General features: G+C 49.4%; 11 protein-coding genes. 3 read left to right on the forward strand and 8 right to left on the reverse strand.

Annotation, left to right across the window (positions count from 1 at the left end; genetic code table 11):
- Nucleotides 1-28: 28 nt before the first annotated feature.
- The 5 genes from CLC93_RS06745 to CLC93_RS06765 form a co-directional block, all read right to left on the reverse strand.
- On the reverse strand, nucleotides 29-2,209 hold the full coding sequence (locus tag CLC93_RS06745; RefSeq protein ID WP_095505207.1) for an OmcA/MtrC family decaheme c-type cytochrome: 2,181 nt from the start codon (nucleotides 2,207-2,209) through the stop codon (nucleotides 29-31).
- A gap of 486 nt (nucleotides 2,210-2,695) precedes the next feature.
- Nucleotides 2,696-3,142 (reverse strand): hypothetical protein, encoded by a 447-nt coding sequence (locus tag CLC93_RS06750; RefSeq protein WP_095505208.1) that lies wholly within the window; start codon nucleotides 3,140-3,142, stop codon nucleotides 2,696-2,698.
- 90 nt (nucleotides 3,143-3,232) lie between these two features.
- The gene (locus tag CLC93_RS06755) at nucleotides 3,233-3,442 is read right to left on the reverse strand and encodes a hypothetical protein (RefSeq protein WP_095505209.1); all 210 of its coding nucleotides are present in this window, start codon (nucleotides 3,440-3,442) and stop codon (nucleotides 3,233-3,235) included.
- 292 nt (nucleotides 3,443-3,734) lie between these two features.
- On the reverse strand, nucleotides 3,735-4,733 hold the full coding sequence (locus CLC93_RS06760) for a serine/threonine dehydratase (protein ID WP_095505210.1): 999 nt from the start codon (nucleotides 4,731-4,733) through the stop codon (nucleotides 3,735-3,737).
- 134 nt (nucleotides 4,734-4,867) lie between these two features.
- The gene (locus CLC93_RS06765) at nucleotides 4,868-5,773 is read right to left on the reverse strand and encodes a LysR family transcriptional regulator (protein WP_169902866.1); all 906 of its coding nucleotides are present in this window, start codon (nucleotides 5,771-5,773) and stop codon (nucleotides 4,868-4,870) included.
- 162 nt (nucleotides 5,774-5,935) lie between these two features.
- On the opposite strand from CLC93_RS06765, the gene CLC93_RS06770 reads away from it, so the two are divergent.
- Nucleotides 5,936-7,111, forward strand: a complete 1,176-nt coding sequence (locus CLC93_RS06770) for a hypothetical protein (protein WP_095505212.1) — start codon at nucleotides 5,936-5,938, stop codon at nucleotides 7,109-7,111.
- A 49-nt stretch (nucleotides 7,112-7,160) separates the two neighbouring features.
- Here CLC93_RS06770 and CLC93_RS06775 read toward each other — a convergent pair whose 3' ends face one another.
- From CLC93_RS06775 to CLC93_RS06785, 3 genes are all read right to left on the reverse strand, one after another.
- Nucleotides 7,161-8,057: a transporter gene (locus CLC93_RS06775; protein WP_095505213.1), complete on the reverse strand. Its 897-nt coding sequence runs from the start codon at nucleotides 8,055-8,057 to the stop codon at nucleotides 7,161-7,163.
- A 220-nt stretch (nucleotides 8,058-8,277) separates the two neighbouring features.
- The gene (locus tag CLC93_RS06780; protein ID WP_095505214.1) at nucleotides 8,278-10,359 is read right to left on the reverse strand and encodes a M13 family metallopeptidase; all 2,082 of its coding nucleotides are present in this window, start codon (nucleotides 10,357-10,359) and stop codon (nucleotides 8,278-8,280) included.
- A gap of 149 nt (nucleotides 10,360-10,508) precedes the next feature.
- On the reverse strand, nucleotides 10,509-13,127 hold the full coding sequence (locus CLC93_RS06785; protein ID WP_095505215.1) for a TonB-dependent receptor: 2,619 nt from the start codon (nucleotides 13,125-13,127) through the stop codon (nucleotides 10,509-10,511).
- Between the two features lie 671 nt (nucleotides 13,128-13,798).
- Between CLC93_RS06785 and CLC93_RS06790 the strand changes: the two genes are divergently transcribed.
- Both CLC93_RS06790 and CLC93_RS06795 read left to right on the forward strand, forming a co-directional pair.
- Nucleotides 13,799-16,561 (forward strand): bifunctional glycoside hydrolase/polysaccharide deacetylase family protein, encoded by a 2,763-nt coding sequence (locus tag CLC93_RS06790; protein ID WP_095505216.1) that lies wholly within the window; start codon nucleotides 13,799-13,801, stop codon nucleotides 16,559-16,561.
- Nucleotides 16,558-20,043: a tetratricopeptide repeat protein gene (locus CLC93_RS06795; RefSeq protein ID WP_141237355.1), complete on the forward strand. Its 3,486-nt coding sequence runs from the start codon at nucleotides 16,558-16,560 to the stop codon at nucleotides 20,041-20,043. Before CLC93_RS06790 ends, CLC93_RS06795 begins: the two co-directional genes overlap by 4 nt.
- Nucleotides 20,044-20,048: the final 5 nt, after the last annotated feature.

Genomic DNA, 20,048 nt, shown 5'->3' on the forward strand with positions numbered 1-20,048 from the left:
TTTTACTTGAGCAGTTGCCTAAGAAAGCTTAGTGCCCATGTGATTCAAGCAGGCTTGCCGGCGTGTGACACACTGAGCAAGATTCCACGGCGGCTTGCGCTTGAGATTTATCATCGCCAAAGTAGGCGCCATTCTGACGAACGTGAGCCATGGCTGAAGCAGACATGTACTTCTGGTGACAACTCATACAAGCAGCCAAGTCAGGTGAGGCATACCAAGTCTCAACCGGGTCATCCGCGGTTGGGCGCTGTGTGCTTGGCAGGGTATGAGCAGCACCTTGGTTACGGCCCAGTTCGTGACCAGTCGCACCGTGACAGGTTGAGCAGTCTGACTTCAAAATTGTGCCGCTACCGCCGTGACCATTGTCGTGTCCAGCAGCTTTGTGGCCTTTGTACATGAAGTTGGTCGACTTTTGCAGGGCGATGCCATCAGAAGTGGTGCCGTTACCCTTGAGTACTTTGTCGTTGGTATGACAAGCAATACAGTTCACACCATTGGAATCGTGGTAGAACTCGTAGCTGTGACAACCATAACAGGTGCTTTCGTCAACGATAGTGCGACGGTCAGCGACTTCAGCTTCGGCATCGTTCAAAATCGCGCGGTACGCATCGGTCTGCACGTATGCGGGGTAAGCTTTTTCGTTATCGCATGCAACACGCTCAGCGGTGCCCTTGATAAAGCAAACCTTAAGTATTGGCAGAATCTCTAGCGAACGCTCTTTGATGTCGAGAGGGACGTCTAAGGTGTAAGTCATACCATAACTCTGTTTTTCAGTGGTGGTATGGAATACGCCTGTGTCTGCATCGTAAGTGGTTGAACCGTCGCCTTTTAGGCTGAAGCGGCGATGGTTATAGGTAGTACCTAGGCTAAAGTCCGCACCTTCGGCTGTAACCACAGACTCAGGATAGTCTTTCTCCACATCCCAGCTAACCACCATGTACGGATTCGAATAGCCTTCCTGGTAGATTTCGTCTGCAGTGACAGTATTGCCTTCGGCATCCATCACTTGTACATCGAACTCAATCAGGTTGGTATCGTTAACCATCACGTTAGTCACTTTAACGCTGTAGTCTTTGGCCGCTTGATACGGTGCGGCGTACTTGCTGTGATCTACCTGGCTGTGACAATCGGTACACACACTGTCGGCCGGTGGGTTAAATGCACCGTGACCGGTTGGACGCTCAGTATGACAACCACTACAAGAATTGGCGTTGGCATTGGCTTTCCAAAGATCTTTGTCAGCCAGATTTTCATCATCCACGTGACAAGATGCGCAATCCATCATTGGTTTGGTCGGGAAGGCTGGGTAATCAAACGCATGCGGGCCGTGATAGCCGACCACAGTGTATGGCATAGGCGCTTCGTTACCTGAGTCGTCCAATCCCTTGCGATCTTTGCCTTTGTGAATGGCATGGATCATATGGCCAAGTTCAACCGAAACACCGTTAGGATCGCTCACAATACCATTGTGGCAAGCCTGACAGTTTTCCATGTCTAGTCGGCGGCCACCGTGGGCTCGCAAGCTGTCTGGTTGGTGACAGGTGTAACAGGTTTCAAGAGTCACCAATTGACGAGTATCGATACCTTCTTGAGTATTGGAGGCAGGGATCCAGTCGAAGTGAGCATTTTCAGCTAACTCATGGCCATCATCATATTCAAACTGCATTTCAATGGCGATTCTCTGAGTAATATCAGGATTAAACTCAACGCCTGCTGGATCTTCGAATTCTGCAAGATTGGTCTTGAACGAGTAGCTATAGGTGCCGTCCATGTTGTCGGTCAGGCATTCAGGGCAGTCACTGAGTTTCTCGAAACCTTGCTCAAAGGTAGTGCCGGCTTCGTTGGTGGTCTCGTTTAACAGGGACTTCCATTGTTTTAGCGGGCTGTCGGCATCGACTTCTAGCTGAGCGACTGAGAAGCGGAAATCGTGGAATTCGTTGGTTCCGTCTAGCCCGTATAGGCCTTTGCCACTTTCATTGACTATGGAGAAGTCTACCGTAATGACGCCGCTGTTATAATTGGCGTTATCAATTGATACAAATGCGGTATCGGCAACATCGATTAGTACGCCACTCGGGGCAGCAGGACCTTCAGGACCCTGGGGTCCCTCAGGCCCTGCAGGACCTTGGGGGCCGTCTTTACCATCATCACCACAACCGGCCAAGCCGATTGAGGCGAACATGGCCGCCAGTAATAGTTTCTTATTCATACTTTATCCCTGCATTTTTGCTTTTTTTGTGAATCAGGCCGCGAATCCGCAGCCGATTGTTTGAATGTTGTGTGGAAATTGTTGTAAGCGGGTTGACTGCGATCAACTTTTAGCCAGTGTTGAATAATTGAGCGCTAAAGCTGGGAGCTAGTTGGAAAGGCACTCGTCGAATATTTACACAAGAGTGATCTTGCGCACATTTTGGATTGGGTAAGCGACGGGCTAGGTTTGTTTATCGATACATAAGTATCAATGGCTTAGAGTGACTGTTGGTAGTAATCACATGGAAGAGAACAGGCATGAGTATCAACGCGTATTTGTTCGCTGAAACCCTATTAATCTGGTTGGTAGGCTCAACCATTATTATTGGTTTTTTGTCCTTGAAGAATAAAGTCGTGATACCAGACTCGAGTCGCTGCTCGTGCCCACCAAAAAAAGCACTCAAATTGAATTGAGTGCTATTTTGATGCTTTATCAGCTTTGCGATTACCAGTAGATAGCGTACTTAATCCATGCAGTGGTGTCGTCTTTGCCTTTTACTCCGTTAATGCTGGTGTTGTTGGCAAACTTGTGTTCGATTTTGAACTCGGCTGAAGACCAATCGTTGATCATGTAACCACCACCTAGCTCGACTTCCCAAGTGTTGGCGTCGTACTTGTCTTTGGCACCGAATCCGTTTGGCTTGGATAGGGTGTGGGTCATTTTAGGGTTGGCGTACAACCAGTGACCCGCATCAAACGCGTACATGGCGTAAACACCTGGCTGAACAATGTTCGAGCTGGATTCGTCAGCTCTACCAATCTTGTTGTTAACCTGAGTTTTACCCACGCCCATCATAGGGAAGATCATGATGTTGTCGGTCACAGACCATTTGTAGATAACGCTGGCTACTGCAGTCGTCGAGCGAGTGGCTTTGTTGTCGCTGCCGATCACGTCAAGGCTGGCACCCAGTCCGTCGTTTACGTAGAAGTAACGGGCACGGTAGCCGAAGCCTTTAGAGTTATCACCCGCTTTAACATCTTTTTACTGGCTGGTTAGGTCAGCCTGAAGGATGTGCTTTCCAAAACCCAGCATAAGATTGGCTTGAGCTGAGTTCTTATTAGAAACCGATACACCAAAAGTTTTAAAGCTGGCGGTTGGATCGCCGTAGTTAATATCTTCTTCCTGCGCGAAGCTTGGGGCGCTAACCATTGCGCCAATAGAAAACGCCAACAAGTATTTTGCGTAACTCATGTGAATACCTCTCTATTCGTTTCGAAATCTTGCACAGCGCTAGCCTCGGCAAGTGGGCGCATGATAATTAGAGGTTGCTGAATTATGTAGTTAGGTACTTTCGATATCCTTGAAGGTTTAATCTGTTGTGATTGATTAGAGACGGAGAGAGGTAAAGGGTGTGAGAAAAGGGGGCCGGTTATGGTTCGTTGAGTGCATCTAGGCGTGAAAAGTAAAAGTGAGATTGTTGTGTAGATAAGTTGGATAAGCGCTAGCTCGCAAGCGAGCTAGCCTTAGAGTATTGCGGTCAAGCTCATAAACTTGGAACTTGAGAAAGGTAGTCCTCTTCCCAAATTGCCTTCATTTTGCCGTTGTCGACATTTCCACCGGTAAGGATCACCAAGACATTCTGCTTTTCGGTTTTATCGCTTAAGTATCGCTTAACCGCTTCCATGGTCATCGCGCTGGTGGGCTCTACATGAAGCTTTAGCAAGTGACTAAGCCACTGTGTCCAATAGGCAATCTCTGGCTCGTCAACTTCGATCATGCCATCCAGTTTTTTAAGGTAGTCAAAGGTGATCTCACCAACCGCAAGCGTCATGGCACCGTCGGCCAGCGTGTTGGGTTGCTGATCTAATGTCACAATCTCACCGCATCGTAGCGATTGCGCGGCATCATTACCCGCCAGTGGTTCGGCTGCGATAACTTTGGCTTCAGGGCACAAACCTTTGGTGGCGATATGGGTACCAGAAATCGCGCCACCACCGCCACAGGGCGCGAAGGCTGCATCGATAGTGTCTATACCTTGAGCACGCAGCTCCAGTATCGCTTCATAGGCTGCGGTACCTTGTCCGCAAACCACTTGCTCGTGGTTAAACGGAGGGATCCAGAAAACACCAGGCTGTTCTTGTGCTTCCGCCACTTTGCGGTCCGCCTCTTGACGGTTCTCGCAATAGACGACTTCGGCACCATAGGCGGCTGTCGCTTGAGCTTTTACCTTAGAGACATTGGTGGGCATATAAATGGTGGCAGGAATACCGAGCTGGGATGCCGCCCAGGCAACCGCCTGGGCATGGTTGCCAGAGCTGTTGGCCACTACGCGCTTGATATCGTGTCCCTGTTCTTTTAGCCACAGGAGGGTATTGGCACCGCCACGGGCTTTAAAGGCGCCAACTTTCTGCAAGCACTCGGCTTTAAAGTAGATGTTGTGGCCCAAATACTCATTGAGCTTTTGCGACGATAGGATAGGCGTATTGTGTATGAAAGGCTTGATGCGTTTATGCGCATTTTCAATGTCGGTAAGGCTGAGCACGAAAGTCCCTCGCTGAGATTCTAGTTAGTATTTTATTGAAAGACGCTTCGATGATAATGTCTCTCAGCTCAAAGGTATACTTGTGTTTTGTTGCTGCGAGTTAGCGAGGACACATGGAGTTGAAAAGCCTCGAACTAAGCGTCCGCCTTGGAAAACAAAAGCTCTTGTAATGTTTTCAGAAGAAACCGAGATACAGGACCACTTTCAGCATGCTCTGGCACTACTAAATCCAAATACACTTGGATTTTACTGTTCTGTTCTCCCAAGAAATCACAGTCAAATCTTACTAAACTTCCTGCGGCTGCTTTCTCGTTAACCAAGAGTTCCGGTAGGCAGGCCCAGCCTATGTCTTGTTCCACCATTGCCACCGAGTCATCCAAGCTGGTGGTCTCCCAATAATTGGGGGAGAACAACATGTAATTGGCAAGCAGTGGATTGTCCAAAATACTTTGGCAAACCACTTGTCGAGTTGCCTGTAGTCTTTGTTGGCTGACTGCAGGGCCTTGAGCTAATTCCGAGTCGGCGGAGCAAGCCAACACCATATTCAGTAGACCAGTATCTAATAACTTAACCCCATCTGGTGGATTGCCCTTAGACACCATGACGCCTAAATCGAGTTCTTCATTCAGCAGACTTTGATGTAAGCGCTCTGCGGTGCCTCGGATTAGTATGAGTTTGGTATTCGGGTACTTAACAGATACTTTTTGTACCAGAGTCTCAAACAGCTGAGTGGGAATAAGCTCACCAAGCCCAATCCGCACACTGGTTTCTATTTGGCTCATAGCATCGGTTGATGAGTGAATAATGGTGTCTAGTTGGGCGAACAAGACTTTGACCTGGGCGTACAGCCGCTCCCCCTCATCAGTGAGTTTTGGGTAACGCCCCGTGCGGTCGAACAACTTAAAGCCTAAGTAGTCTTCTAAATTGATAATCGAGTTGCTGATGGTGTTAAGGCCTTTACCCTTGCGTTTAGCGGCTTTGGTAAAGGAGCCTGTTTCAGCCGCAGCTTTGAATGCGGACAGTTGTTCTAGGGTAAGCATTCCAGTCTCCAGTAGTAAATCTGCGTCCACCATCCCATTCAATGGGATTCAGACTATTTTAGTCTTTTTTAGCGATTCCTTATACTGCGCACAACTTGAAGCAGCCAAGACGGTTGCAAACCCGATGCAGGACGCGTTTTTTATCGTTTTTTTGAGGTAATTATGTCTAATCCAAGTGTTCGCGATTTAGCTTATAACCCGTTACATAAGCCGGAAGACAAGAAAGAGCAGTGGGACGTTTATAACAAAATGTGGGAGGAGCAGGTCGAAGGCAAAGGACTGAAAATGTTCTGCGACTGGGCCGGTGCTCCACTAAAAGCCGCTATCGTTGGCGACCCGTTCTCTATCTTTGGTCCTGATCCAGACTCAGCTGAGTTGAAAGCCTTGATTGCTGACAATACTGACGAAGAGTTTAAAGCGGCTTGGAAGCGTCGTGCGGGTAAGCACTTTAGAGACTGTGACCCAGTACTCTACGAGAAAATCGTAAACGAAATTGCAGCGCGTGACGAAGCTTACGAGCAAGCTGGTATCACCATTATTCGCAACAAGTTGGGTTGGTACCCAGATGAGATTGAGAACTTCAACAAGTCTTGGGGTGGTTCTAAGTTCTTGTCTATCTATGGCGGTGGCTACTGGATTGTTCTGCGCAACCTGTGGACTCGCGCTAAGAGCCCAGGCGTATACGGCCAAGAGGCCGCGGCATCCGCTGCAGTAGCAGGTATCGTTAAAGAAGACCCGGATGCGCGTTTGTATCCAGCACCTTCTAAAGAGCCAAATCCAATGGCGCCAAGTGGCGGTGTATTTGGCTTCGACCAAGCGGACTATCGCTTGTTCCCGAACAAGCAGCTGGTATGGCACTTTGCCACCGCGGATAAGGCCAACATCGCTCATGACATCGACCCTCACTTAGTAAGCGGTGGCGTGCCAATGGGTAAAGACATGTACGGTCGTGTGTTCGACGATTACGGCTTTAAGCAGGAAGTGGTGTGGTTTGATAGCCGTTTGACCTATCACCATGACTGCTTGCACATGAACCTAGTTGAAGGCATGTGTGGTCTGCCAGACGTGGAAGGTTGGGGTTACCTAACTGATACGCCTAAAGCCATCGACGGCTGGAAGATTTTGCCAATTCCATTGGAAGACCAGCAACGGGGTGCGATGAACGGTGTGACTACCGGTACTGGCCAATATTTCATTGATGATAGCTGTACCAAGTCGATGAAAATACTGGAAGAAAACGGCATTGAGCCAATTCCAGTGCCTTATCAAAACACTTGGGATACCTTCCACTCGGGTATCGACTGCTCAGACTCGTCAATCTGGCGTGCCTACGACTAATAGGTCGGAAGCCCAAGAAGCCGCTACTTAGATAGCGGCTTCTTTGTGTCTAGAATTTATGGGCGATGCTGATAAAGGTACGCACACCGTGCATGTGATTGCGATGGCTTGGCTCGTCAAATACTCGAATACTCAAGCTGGATTTAATCGCCTCAATGGGCATGCCGAATTCTAAGCCCACACCAGTCATTTGGGATCTGAAACGACCCAGCAATTGGCCAGCGTCATTGCTGCCTTTATCACCACTCAGATGACTCACATGGTACACATAGCCACCCAGATTCATGCCATTGCTAAACTTGCGTTGCAGTGACGACTCAAAGTAGCCAATGGTACCGGGCTTCATATCGCGGCCCCGGCGTAAATCTTTGCTGCGGTGCTCAATGTTAGAGGCGAAGTTCGCCTGCCAGTGGTCATTGATATTCCAAGTTGCTTGAGCACCAATTTGATGAACGTCGTAGGTCTTATCTGTGTTGGTATTTCCCTGAGCTAGACCCAAACGAAAGGTATAGTTGGCCGCTATATGCCAGTCGTTGCCCAAGGCCCAGTTGAGTTTGATGGGAGTTACCCAAGGACTGCGGGAAACCGACAGTAGCTTGCCATTCATGTCTTGCTCTGAGCCTGGTGCGTAAAGCCCACCGGATACAAAAGTAGCTCCAAAGCTGTAGTGGCCTCCAAACAGTTTTTTACCCGTGTTGTAGTGCAGGGTAGCTAACAAGACTTTGAGGTTGGTGTTTATTGGGGTGTTCACACCATTGGCGTCGACGCCCTTAATCTTGTAGTTACCATAGGTCATGGCACCAATCAGACCTTTACCGGCAAATACGGCGGCATTTGCCGTGGCATTAAAGCCCGGTTGGTTGGCGGTCATCTCTGGAGCGACAAACTCTTCAGCGCTGACCCCTAAGGTGGTCATCATTAAAGCTGCGGCAACTAGGGCTTTCATTTCGGTCTCCACTATCGTTTAAGCAAACACGGCGGTACCAACTAGGGGCGGCCGGTTAAGTGGGCAACATGCTAAACAAGCGCTGGATTTAGCTCAAAGAAGCTCCCTTCAAGATTATTGACAGCTCGGAATTGACAATCCTATTTGTCGGCGAGAGGGCATAAAAAAATCCACTCGCATAAACGAGTGGATTTATGGGCGTTTTGACTGCTAAGTCAGATTACCAAATGCGTACGCGTTGGTCTTCTGGCAAATAGAGCTTGTCGCCAGGCTTAACGTCAAAGGCTTTGTACCAAGCATCGTGGTTACGTGGGGCTAGCGCACGGAAGCGACCTGGCGAGTGAACGCCGGCGCGCAGCTGGTTCAGCATGCTTTGCTCGGTGCGCTTTTCTTTCCAGACCTGCGCCCAAGCTAGGAAGAAACGCTGATCGCCGGTCAAACCGTCGATAACTGGCGCTTCTTTGCCGTTTAGGCTCAAACGATAGGCGTGGTAAGCCATCGCGATACCACCTACATCACCAATGTTCTCACCTAAGCTGTTTTTGCCATTCACGTTATTGCCCGGGATTGGCTCGTATTGGTTGTACTGCTCAACCAACATAGCAGTGCGCTTTTCAAAAGCCGCGCGGTCTTCATCGGTCCACCAGTTACGCTGAATGCCTTCGGCGTCTGACTTAGAACCCTGGTCGTCAAAGCCGTGGCCCATTTCGTGACCGATTACCGCACCAATACCACCGTAGTTAACTGCAGGATCGGCGTTAGGGTCAAAGAAAGGAGGTTGCAAAATCGCCGCTGGGAATACAATTTCGTTGAACGATGAGTTGTAGTAGGCGTTCACGGTTTGTGGCGTCATGCCCCAGCGATTTCGGTCGGTTTTCTCAAGCTCTTTGGCAACCGAGTCGTCGCGGAAGAACTGACGCAGATTGTGAATATTGCCTAGCAAGTCGTCTTTGCTGATCTTAAGACCGTCGAATTCTTGCCATACGTCTGGGTAGCCGATTTTCGGGTTAAACGCTGCCAGTTTGGCTTTGGCGTTTACTTTAGTTTCTTCACCCATCCAGTCCAGATTGTCGATACGCTCGCCTAGGGCTGTGCGAAGGTTTTCAACCAACTCGGCCATCTGCTTCTTAGAAGACTCTGGGAAATAACGGGCAACGTACACTTTACCGATAGCGAAGCCCAGTGATTGAGTCCCGGACATTTCTTCAACCGCGCGCTTCCAACGAGGGCGAGGCTCGGCCTGGCCACTAAGCTGCTTGCCGTAGAACTCAAAGCTGGCGTTGTAGATGTCTTCGCTAAGGAACTCGGCGTTGCCACGAATGGCGTGGAAGGTCAGGTAGTCTTTCCAAGTGTCTACCGACTCGCTGTTCACAAGCGCAATCATGGCTTTGATTGGCTCAGGCTGCGACATGTTAAGCTCTGGTACTTTGTAGCCTGTTTGCTCGAAATACAGGTCCCAATTGAAATCTGGGTATTCAGCAGCCAAGTCTTTGCGAGCGATTTGGTTTAGGGTCAAGTCGCGGTTACGACGCTTTTCGCGAGGCCATTGGCCTTCGGCCATTTTAGTCTCAAGAGCAACAATCGCTTTGGCGCGCTCTTCAGTGTTATCCAAACCTGCAAAACCCAGCATGGTCGCAATGTGAGCTGTGTAACCTTCGCGGATCTTTGCGAAACGTTCGCTTTCTTCTAGATAGTAAGAGCGGTCAGGTAGGCCGATGCCGCCGGCACCGATAGACATTTGATATTCGTTTGGATCTAAACGGTTGAACCACATTCCGCCGTAAATTGGCGAAGCACCGCCATTTATCCAAGCTTGGCCAAACAGCTTAGTTAAATCGTCGGTCGAGGCAACTTTGGCAATCTCGTCCAACATTGGCTGAATCGGCTTAATGCCTTGTTCATTGATAGTGGCCGTATCCATGTAGGCGGCGTAAAAGTCAGCAATTAACTGCTCTTCGGCATTCAAGTCGCTGCGACTAGTAATGTCTTCAATGATTTCTTTAACGCGCTCTTCGCTGCGTTCGCCTAGCGCTGAAAACGCGCCATAGCGAGTCTTGTCCGCAGGCATAACAAAATTGTCGTACCAAGTACCGCTAGCGTACATGAAGAAATCGTCGCCTGGTTTAACCGCTTCGTTGCGAGCAGTTAGGTCGATACCAAAGCGACCTAACTCCGCTTTCCCGGCAGGTGCTGGGGCAGTGGCTTCAGCGGTTTGTTTGACGGTAGGGGCTTGAGTTTCTGAGGTGCCACAGCCACTGATAAATGCAGCGGTGAGGGCAACGGCTAATAGAGAAGGTTTCATTATTCTAGTGTCTACCTTGTTGATTAATCGCATTTATCTTGGAGTTTCCACAGCAAATGTCAACGCTCCAATTGTTAAGAATCTTAACAAAGTGACTATCAGAACAAAAAAACCGGCCAGAAGGCCGGTCTTTACTAGCGGAGTGTGGCTTAGTTGAACTTATAGCTGAAGTTAATACCAGCAGTTCGACCTTGACCAATTGCACTAACGGACTGGGCATGACCGTTCCACAAGTACTTGGTGTAGCCAGAGACCGCATAAACTTTGTCGGTCAAGTTGTTGATGTAGAAACCAACGCGATAGCTAGCCGTCTCGATACCACCGGTCAGGCGAGAGGTGTAGCTCGCTGGCAGATACATCTTGTTGATCGAATCCATATATTGTTTGGTCTTGTAGCCGACACTCAGCTTGGCGTAGCCGTTAAATGAACCAAAGCCTTGAATCCAATCAATACTCGCATTAGCCGTAAATTTCGGCGTGCGCGGCATATCTTTACCAGATACATCACCATCAGAAACCATGGTTCCAGCAGGCGGAACATCAACACTAATTGGACCGAACATACCCATGATTGGCCCCATAGGACCAATGACTTGTCGTTGCTCAGGGTCAAACGGATAGTCGACTCCTTTCAGACCTAACTGTTCGTAATCTAGGAAACCAGCATCCGGACCAAGGCCACCTTTGACAACTTTGGCATCGTTCCAGTTACCGCCGAAGTTAAAGCCAAAGTTGTCATTGATTTGCCAACGAGTATCTAGCTCAATACCAGTAACTTCGGTCTTACCCAAGTTATTTACAATAACGGTTGGGAACGAGTTCTCCGGCACATCAATGCTAGAAAAGCCACGCACTTGCTGCTTGTCCCAATCGATGAAGTAACCGGCAAGGTTGAACTTAAGCGCATCGTCAAACAAGAAGCTCTTAATACCTAATTCGTAAGTCCAGTTTTCCTCTGGATCATAAGTCATCTCAGAACCTGAAGCACCACCGTTTAGACCACCTGACTTAACACCTTTACCCACGTTTAGGTAAAGCAGCGAGTCTTCGTTCAAATCGTAGTCAATGGTGACACGAGGGGTGAAGTAACCCCAATCGCCTTCCATTTCACCAGTAGGGAATAGGAAGCCAGGCGCTCGGTTATCCGTGTGGTTATCGGCAGTCTTCTTCTCTTTGGTGTAACGACCTTCAAGGGTAACGTTCCAGTCATCCGAGAAGTCGTAGCTCAAAGAGGCAAATACGGCGCGAGTGTCTGTGGTGTAGTCGGTTGCCTGCATTACCGGGATACCTTCTTCACCCGCGGTCATGCCGGCAGCCTCCAGTAAAATGGCCGAGTATGGGTCCGCACCAACCACAGCGTTGACTAGCGACTGTTTCAAATCAAGCTTCGAGTAGAAACCACCAACAACCCAGCCTAAATCGCCCGCGTAGCCACTTAAGCGCACTTCGTGACTCTGCTCTTTACGGTCATCGTTTGGCTGACCACCGTAGTCGTAACCCATTACACCCTCGTAGATAGCCATTGGGAACGGTAGTCCCGGCATATCTAGAATGATCGGCTGAATGTTAGGAGCTCCTGGGATGGTGCTAGGATCTGGTAGGAAACCAGCGGCCACTGCTGGCAGGATAACCGTACCGGCATAAGAAGCTAATTGCCCTTGGTTCACTGTGTATTCACTGGTGTTGTAGCCACCAATATAGGTAAAGCTTACGTCATCACCGACATAGTCAAACTGCAGGGCGGTACGGTGCGACTTGCGAGTCTCACCTTCGGCTTCCGGTGCTACACCGGTAAAGCTTTTCTTCCACAAATCTTCGCTTAGCTCGCCGATATAGCGAGAGGCTTGACCAGAGTAGTAACTAGGAAAGACTTCAATGCTGCCATCTGGATTTTGCACACCGTCGCGGCCAAGAATAATTGGACGCATTGGCACGTTGACTTTGAAGCCAGCGTTCATGTCTAAGTGAGCTTCCGCCATCGGAGTAATTTTGTCGTCGCCGTAGGTGTGCGACAAAGTAATAGCGGTGCTGTCGGTAGGTTCAATAATCAACTTAGCGCGAGCTAATTGGCTTTCGGTCAGACCTAGGCGACGATCGTCGATTTTCTTGCCGGTTGTTTGGTCGATATTCTCAATGGTCGAGCCGGAGTTATTGCTACTCAAGTCAACGCGGAAGCGAGCCCAATCGGTAATGCCACTTGATACGAAAAGGTCCACACCTTTGCGCTCGTCAGTGCCGATAGTCGCGTCAATACCAGCGGTTAACTCTTGGGTGGGCGCTTTAGTGATGTAGTTAATTGCACCGGCGAATGCGTTACGACCGTAAATCGCCGATTGTGGACCGCGAACGATTTCCACACGCTCCAAACCTGCAAGAGGCAGAACCGCGGCATCACGACCCGAGGCGTATACGCCGTCGATGAATACTGCCACGTTGGTTTCATCGCCCACCAAGCCTGGCTGAGCTAGACCACGAATTACCGGCTGGCTGGTACCCAGTGAACCGACGTTGTCGTAGGTTACCCCTGGAGTTTCCTCGATGACATCCTGAATTGATGCAATCGCGGTGCGCTTAAGTTCCTCGCCGCCAATAGCGCTGACGGACACCGGAATTTTGTTGATCGCTTCTGCTTTATTACGAGCCGTTACTACGATGCGCTCGATTGACTCTTCCTTCTCAGCTGCGGTTTCAGCCAAAGCATAGGCCGGAACCAACGCATTAACTACGGCCGCGGCCAATAACGGATGGCGAAACTTGAAACCTTTCATGAAGTCTACCCCACAATGTTGATTGTCTTGTTATTCACCGCGATTCGTTGTCGCTTGGAATACTTGGTTTCCGTCAGTACTTTGCTAACGAGTTATTGTTATTACTTTATGTCAATATCACGCACAAATTTTAACCATGCAACCAACATCACAAAATTTTTGACATTTATCAAACACAATCAGTCAGGGCTCTAACTTTTTGATTTTGGGTTTGACGGCAGGGATTGATGAGGGCCGTCGCCCAGCGGAATAAGCGCTCTGGCGCACCAAAATTTAGACACTAGTCGTCGCTGTGGCAATCGCTTGTAAGCAAGCCTTAGGTTTTGAGATAACGCTTAATTGCGAGCAGCAAATCGTTGGCCAATTCTTGCACAAACTAGTTAACAAGGGAGCGGAATAGGGTCAACCCTAGGGACAAACTCTGAAAACCGTTAGGCTCGTTAACACAGTTTGCCTACGTAAAAAGGTCGAACTTAGGCAATAAATAATGTGATTTTCTGTGTTTGTGAAAGCCTTTCATAAAAAAACACGCTCAATCTAAATTGCGTTATGTAATTGATTGAATTTTAGACAGTAAAACAAAAAGCCAATCGGCTCTTATATGTACTTCTTCTGTTAAAAGTTGCGAGGTATACTGCAATGGAGTTGTGCGCGTAAAAAAAATGTGGTGAATGATAACTAGAACAATAGCGCTGATAACATGTGTGCTTGCTTTGTGTTTAAGCATAGGGAGTCGGGCTGAATCAGGCACCGAAGAGCGCTCTATTGCTTTTTATTATCAAGTGGCAGAGTCAACTCGTTATCTGTTGAGTTACGATCGAGTGGTTGTCGCGCCTAATACTCTTACCGCTGAACAGTTGCTGCAACTAAAGAAAGCTGGTGTCGAAGTCTTCATGTATTTGAGCATTGGCGAAGCTTCTCCGTCGGTAAGCGAGCAACTATCGGAGGCGGTATTAGGGGAAAACAGCCAGTGGCAAGCTCAGGTGATGGATGCCAGTCAGGCTTCATGGCGTGCCTATCTGCTGCAACAAGCGAACCATTGGAAAGCACTGGGTTACGACGGCTTGTTCCTCGATACGCTGGATAGCTATCAAATAGTCCTTCCACCAAAACAGCAGGCCGAGCAACAAAAAGCGCTCGCCAGTTTGTTGTCTGAGATTCAACAAGTCTTTGCTCGGCTGTTGCTAAATCGCGGTTTTGAGCTGATTCCAGAGTTAGATTTTGCCCCCGAAGCTGTGGTGGCGGAATCCTATCGAAATGGATTTGATGTCGCCAATGACGATTATTTCTCTCAAAGTCCAGACAACATACGTTGGCTAGCCGACAGGCTGAACGAGGTTAAAGCCCTCGGTAGTGAAGCCATAGTGATCGACTACGCCGTTGGCGACCAAACCCAGCGAGTCGCGTTGGCGCGACAAATTCATCAGGATGGCTTTACGCCTTACATAGCCGACGGGCTGTTAAAAGAGTACGGCGTGTCATACCACTATCCTATTCCTCGCACAGTCTTGGGTTTTTACGACGGTCGTACTGTCAAACGAAATGAATCCTACTGTCATCACTATTTGTCCAGTTTGATTGAGTATCAAGGCTACGTACCTAAATGTGTCGATATCAATCAAACTCAGTTACTTGAAATGGATTTGAATCAGGTACAAGCGGTTGTATTTTGGTTGTCGCGGCAAGGCTATCAAGGCAATAACAGTGCGGCTTTCATAGAGCGTGTTCTGAGTAGCAAAACCACTGTTTTCATCGGCGCCTTGCCACCGCAGGCTCAGCTTTTGAAGATGATAGGTGTTCGTGATGCTGGCGAATTCAATGGCGCGCTTAAAGTGAAGGGAGGCGAATTGCGCTATCCCATCACTCAGAAAGTCAATCAATCCCTTCGACGCTACCTGTTACAAGACCAAAGCATAGAGGTTTTGGCAGAGCTGCAAGACAAGAGTGATCAATTAGGCCTTGCTCATTTTCGCGCCACCTGGGGCGGCGCTTTGTTATCGCCTTTGGACATAAAATTTATAGAAGGGCAAGGCTCTCGTTGGCTGTTTGACCCATTCGACGCCTTGATTCCATTGCTTGAGTTGCCAGAAATTCCAGTGGCGGATGTCACCACAGAATCTGGTCGACGGATTGCCACTAAACACATTGATGGCGATGGTTTTCCGTCGGTGTCATGGTTGCCCGGCAAAAAGTACTCAGCGGACATTATTTATCAGCAGATCCTAAAACCTTCCAGCTGGCCTCATACAGTATCTGTCATTGAAGCTGAGGTATCGCCGAACGGGCTGTTTCCCCAAGCGAGTCGCGAGCTTGAAAGCATCGCCAAAGAGATTTTCGCATTAGATAACGTAGAAATTGCCTCACACTCCTTCAGCCACCCCTTCTTTTGGGATTTAGCGGCTGATATCGATTACAAACCTTACGGTGAAAACCTTGCACTGCCGGACTATGTCCTTGATTACGATAAAGAGGTCGGTGGCAGCGTGGATTACGTTAATTCGCGGTTAAGTCCTCCGGGTAAACAGGTGAAGGTGTTCCTTTGGACTGGGGCGGCTAACCCATCCGAAGACATTATCGCCAAAACTAAGCGCCTAGGTTTAGTCAACGTTAACGGCGGCAATACCTATCTGGTTAACGACAACCCATCTCTGTCTCAAGTGTTTCCGCACATCAATTGGCACCCTAGCGCGGTGCAGGTCTACGCACCAATCATGAACGAGAACCTCTTCACCAATTTATGGAAGGAGAATTACGAAGGGTACATACGAGTACTAGAGACCTTCAAACTCCTGGGGGAGCCTCGTCGCATCAAGCCTGTGTCTGTGTATTACCACATGTACAGCGGGGAGTATCCGAGCGCGTTAAAAGCGCTGAAAGAAGTGTATGCCTGGGTGGCGGAACAACCGCTGACCCCACTGTATCTGAGCGAATACGCCGAGCGGGCTCAAGCGCTTTACGAAACAGGTGTCGCTAGACATTTGCTGTCCCCAAAGTGGCGTGTTCGAAGCACTGGCGTGCGCTCTTTAAGGGTTGGCTCTGATACGAAATTAGCCACCAACTACAAGGGGGTCGCCGGAGCCGCTGATGGGCCAGATGGCCAATATCTCACCTTGTCAAAAGCCACGTCGGACTTTGCCTTGATACCCAAATCAGCAGAGGTTACATACAGCTTGCCAATGCTCAATTCGGCAAATGCGATTGTCACTAAATGGGAGGGCAAAGGAAGGAGCCTTGCAATAGAGCTGTTAGCTCATCAGCCGCTTGATATGAGTATCAAGGGCGCGGCCAACTGCCAAATAAATAGAACACAGGGAGGTAGCCATCAAACGGTGGCAAGCAATAGTGAAGTGAAGATAACGAGCGCTGAAACTGGTTACTTTGGCTTTTTAATCGATTGTTCTAATTCGCAAACTGCGAGTGTAGCGCCAGAGTGAAGTCGGCAAAGTACGACCTAAGGGACAAGCAAAAGCGGATTGTATTGATCAACCGTACGAGTTTGTACACCTTGGCAATAGTGACTTTGACCCTGTTGTGGGTGTTGCAGCCCAATCGCGACCTATTGGTACGCATGATGGACTCTGCCCAAGACCCTAATATTGCGATTGCCTTTCTCAAGGTATTGCAAGACAAAGACCAACCCTCTTTGCAGGTGGATTACAGTCTTGCGTTTCAATACTCGCGCTTGGGGCAATACAACAAGACTCGAGCCCTGCTCACGCCTATCACTCGATTTTACGAGTCGGAACTAAGGATTTCTGCAACCTCTTTGTATACCCAAACTCTGCTCAACCTGACGTTAGTGGGCAACGATAGTGCTCGTCAGGAATTAGAACAGTATTTGCTGACCAAAATACTGGAAGTAGAAGAACGTCAGATTGATTCCTTCAGTGATTATGCGTTGCAGATCGGGCGGCCCAATATTGCTTATTACATTCGCAGTCAGGCAGGTACCCCAGATGAAGCTCAATTGCTTGATTTAGCCCTACAAGCCAACCTGCCCGGACGAGCGGTAGAGCACGCCTATCGCCTCTATTTGGACAACCCAAGTCAACCTAATTTTGCTCAGGTGTTGGCTTTATTCGAAGCGCTCAAGCGCTTTGATAACGGTTTTGCTCTGTATCGTCGTCACCAACAATTGGGTTTGTGTGAGGCTCAGTGCAAGCAAACGATGGTGGATTTTTCACTGCGCGCCAATCAACCCAAACAAGCCGCACGCTTTGCAATTTTGAAGGCAAACTCGAGTTCACAGAGCTCTGACTGGCTTCAGGCCAGTCAGCTAAGTCTCGCGGCGTCGGACCAATTGGCCGCCCGCTACTGGCTTGAGAAAGTGGCTGAGGTAGAAGCAAAAGAAACGTATTTAGAAAAGCTTCACGATTACGCGCTGTGGGAGGGCAAGCCTCAACGCGCATTGCAATACAGCAAAAAGCTACTGGCCATCGAAAGCAGTCAGTCCCGGTTGCAACAAGCCTTGCTAGAGGCCGGAGCGGTAGGGGACATTCAAGCCGCAAGCGATTTTGGCTACGAGCTGGCGCGCAAGGGCCTGTTGGCGGATGGCGAAAGGCTGGTGTGGGTGAACAACAATGACAAAGCCTTCGGCGCGCGTTTAACGCTTGTGCGCTTGCAAAATCTTCAGCAGCAATTTCCAAAGTCTCAATTTTACTGGGGCCAAACTGCTCGTTTTTATGGCTTTACTGGCCAGCTACAAGCGGTTGTCGACTTGTGGGAACGTCGTCCATCCGGCCAGGCACTAGACTTTGAAACCGCAAATTATTTTGCCAAGAGTTTTGTTGCGCTCGGGAAGCTTGAGCAAGCGTTGGCAATCTATGCTGAAGCGCAAACCTTGGGTCAGCTCGATGGTTCACAGCTCGCGCAAATTCTCTCCTTGGCAAACTACACCGGCGCCGAAGACATAGAGCGAGCGGTGCAACAAGCGTTATTGGTCGCCGATGCTAAGCGCATTGACCCTTATCGTTTGTCTGAACTGCTTGATTTAAGTTCGTCAGAGGATCGTCAAACCCTTTGGCAGGCCTATCGAGAAACTGGGTCTTTGGTGGTGTTGAACAGTTTGTTGAGCTACGGGCTGCAAACACAAGATTCCCAGATTATCGAGCGAGTGGCTGCGGCTCTTGAAAGCCACCAAGACGACACTCAAATGGCGATGTCAATGCGATTGCAGTTGCAGCTGTACCGCGGCAGCCTTGCGCAAGCGCGCGCATCGGTTGAAAGCATGCTTGAGCAATATCCCAACAACGCTGACGCGCTACTCAATGGATTGTGGTTGGCAGTTCAGCTGCGAGATTGGCAATGGTTACAGCAGTTGTACTGGCGAGCCGCGATTGGACATCAAGGCGATATGGCTTTTTACCCTGTGTTGGGTTTTGGCGCATCAAAACTGGGCTTGTTATCTCAGGCCAATTATTGGTACCAAGCCTTGAATCAGGCTGACCAGCTGCGCATAACGGACCGCTTAAGCTGGGCTTTAGTGGCCGAGCAGCAGGGTAACCAAGCGCTGGCTCAACAACAGCGCTGGCTGGTGTTCAGTCAATTCGGACAAGCGCTCAAACAAAGTCCGCAAGGTGAGTTGAGCTATCGTTCACTGGTGGCAACTTTTGTAGGCCAACAGCGTGCGGAATTAGACAATGAATTGGCCATATTTGAACGCGCAACCAACGAAAATGTCGCTTACGGTTTGTCCATTCGCTCAAGTTTTGCCCTGCAAAAGTATCAGTATTGGCAGGCGTTGGACTTGTTAGCTGATGTGCGCTTTAGCGACAGCATTATGCTCGCGCTGGCCATCGCCAGAGAAGACCAGCCGACCATGCTGGCTCTGGCTAGAGATTCCAACCAACTGAGCGAGTTTGAGCGGGCTACCGCATTTGATTTGCTGTCAGAGAACTTTGCTGCTTGGCAAGCGGGTGAGAAGGCGCTCAATTCAAGTCTACCCGCCAATCAACAGGCGCCTTTGCAACGATTTTTGGCTGACATACACACGGAGCACAGCCATGGCGTTCGAGTTGAGCACACAGTCCAACAAACTTGGAATGTGGCATACGATCAATTGACCTACTATCGTCCGCTATTCGACGGCTGGTTGAATCTCGATGGCTATCAGGAATACGGTCAACCCACCACCGACTTACTCGACACCTATCAAGCTCAGCGGCTTCGCGCGGGGTGGGTCGGGCGACCATGGGGCGAGCTCAACGCTGTTGAGTTGGCCTTAAACGCCCGCCAACGATTTGGAAAAACAACCTTTGGCCAGATGCTGTATGGCAGCTTCAATACCGGCGAACGCGTGCAACAAGAGCTTCGACTTAGCCGTCATATGCCCACCACGCAAAGCGAAAACATGGCGCTTTTGGGACGCGAAGACAGAATTGAGTGGAGTGGTAGCTGGCGTGCCACTCGCTACGAGCAGCTTAGCTTGGGGCTCTCGTTGGCGCGTTTTCACACCGATTTTAACGATCGTATTGGCGATCAGTTTAGAGCCCAGTTGCGCGTCGCCGAACAACTGAGCCGAGAGCCTGGTTGGCAAGTCTACGGTCAGTTTGATTACCAAGACAATCGCATCAGTCAGCAGCCGCTGAACGGTTTGTCGAATTATCTCAACAGCGACGCGAGCCTAAGTGGCAATCAGTTTTTACAGCCACAATATCGCAAGTTTACCTTGGGTCAGCATTTGGTTCATGGTGAGGTAGGTGTGCCGGGTCCCGATAGACGACCGCCTAGGTATTGGCTGGATACTAGTGTGGAATACAATTTTGTGACTCGCCGAGTGGGTTACGGTTTTAGCCTCGCGGGCGGGTTGCCGCTAATGGGCTCCGATGAGTTGTTTTTTAAACTGCGCTGGCAAAGTGCAGACCAAAACAACCGAAAAAGTTTAGTTTGGAATTTGGGCTATTTTGTTGATTTTTAATAAGG

This window comes from Paraferrimonas sedimenticola, assembly GCF_002282855.1.
Taxonomy (GTDB): domain Bacteria; phylum Pseudomonadota; class Gammaproteobacteria; order Enterobacterales; family Shewanellaceae; genus Paraferrimonas; species Paraferrimonas sedimenticola.

Excerpts from the sequence above, each read along its gene's own strand:
- CLC93_RS06745 (WP_095505207.1), bottom strand. The coding sequence starts at position 2,209 with ATGAATAAGAAACTATTACTGGCGGCCATGTTCGCCTCAATCGGCTTG.
- CLC93_RS06755 (WP_095505209.1), bottom strand. The coding sequence starts at position 3,442 with ATGAGTTACGCAAAATACTTGTTGGCGTTTTCTATTGGCGCAATGGTT.
- CLC93_RS06765 (WP_169902866.1), bottom strand. The coding sequence starts at position 5,773 with ATGCTTACCCTAGAACAACTGTCCGCATTCAAAGCTGCGGCTGAAACA.
- CLC93_RS06770 (WP_095505212.1), top strand. The coding sequence starts at position 5,936 with ATGTCTAATCCAAGTGTTCGCGATTTAGCTTATAACCCGTTACATAAG.
- CLC93_RS06775 (WP_095505213.1), bottom strand. The coding sequence starts at position 8,057 with ATGAAAGCCCTAGTTGCCGCAGCTTTAATGATGACCACCTTAGGGGTC.
- CLC93_RS06780 (WP_095505214.1), bottom strand. The coding sequence starts at position 10,359 with ATGAAACCTTCTCTATTAGCCGTTGCCCTCACCGCTGCATTTATCAGT.
- CLC93_RS06785 (WP_095505215.1), bottom strand. The coding sequence starts at position 13,127 with ATGAAAGGTTTCAAGTTTCGCCATCCGTTATTGGCCGCGGCCGTAGTT.
- CLC93_RS06790 (WP_095505216.1), top strand. The coding sequence starts at position 13,799 with ATGATAACTAGAACAATAGCGCTGATAACATGTGTGCTTGCTTTGTGT.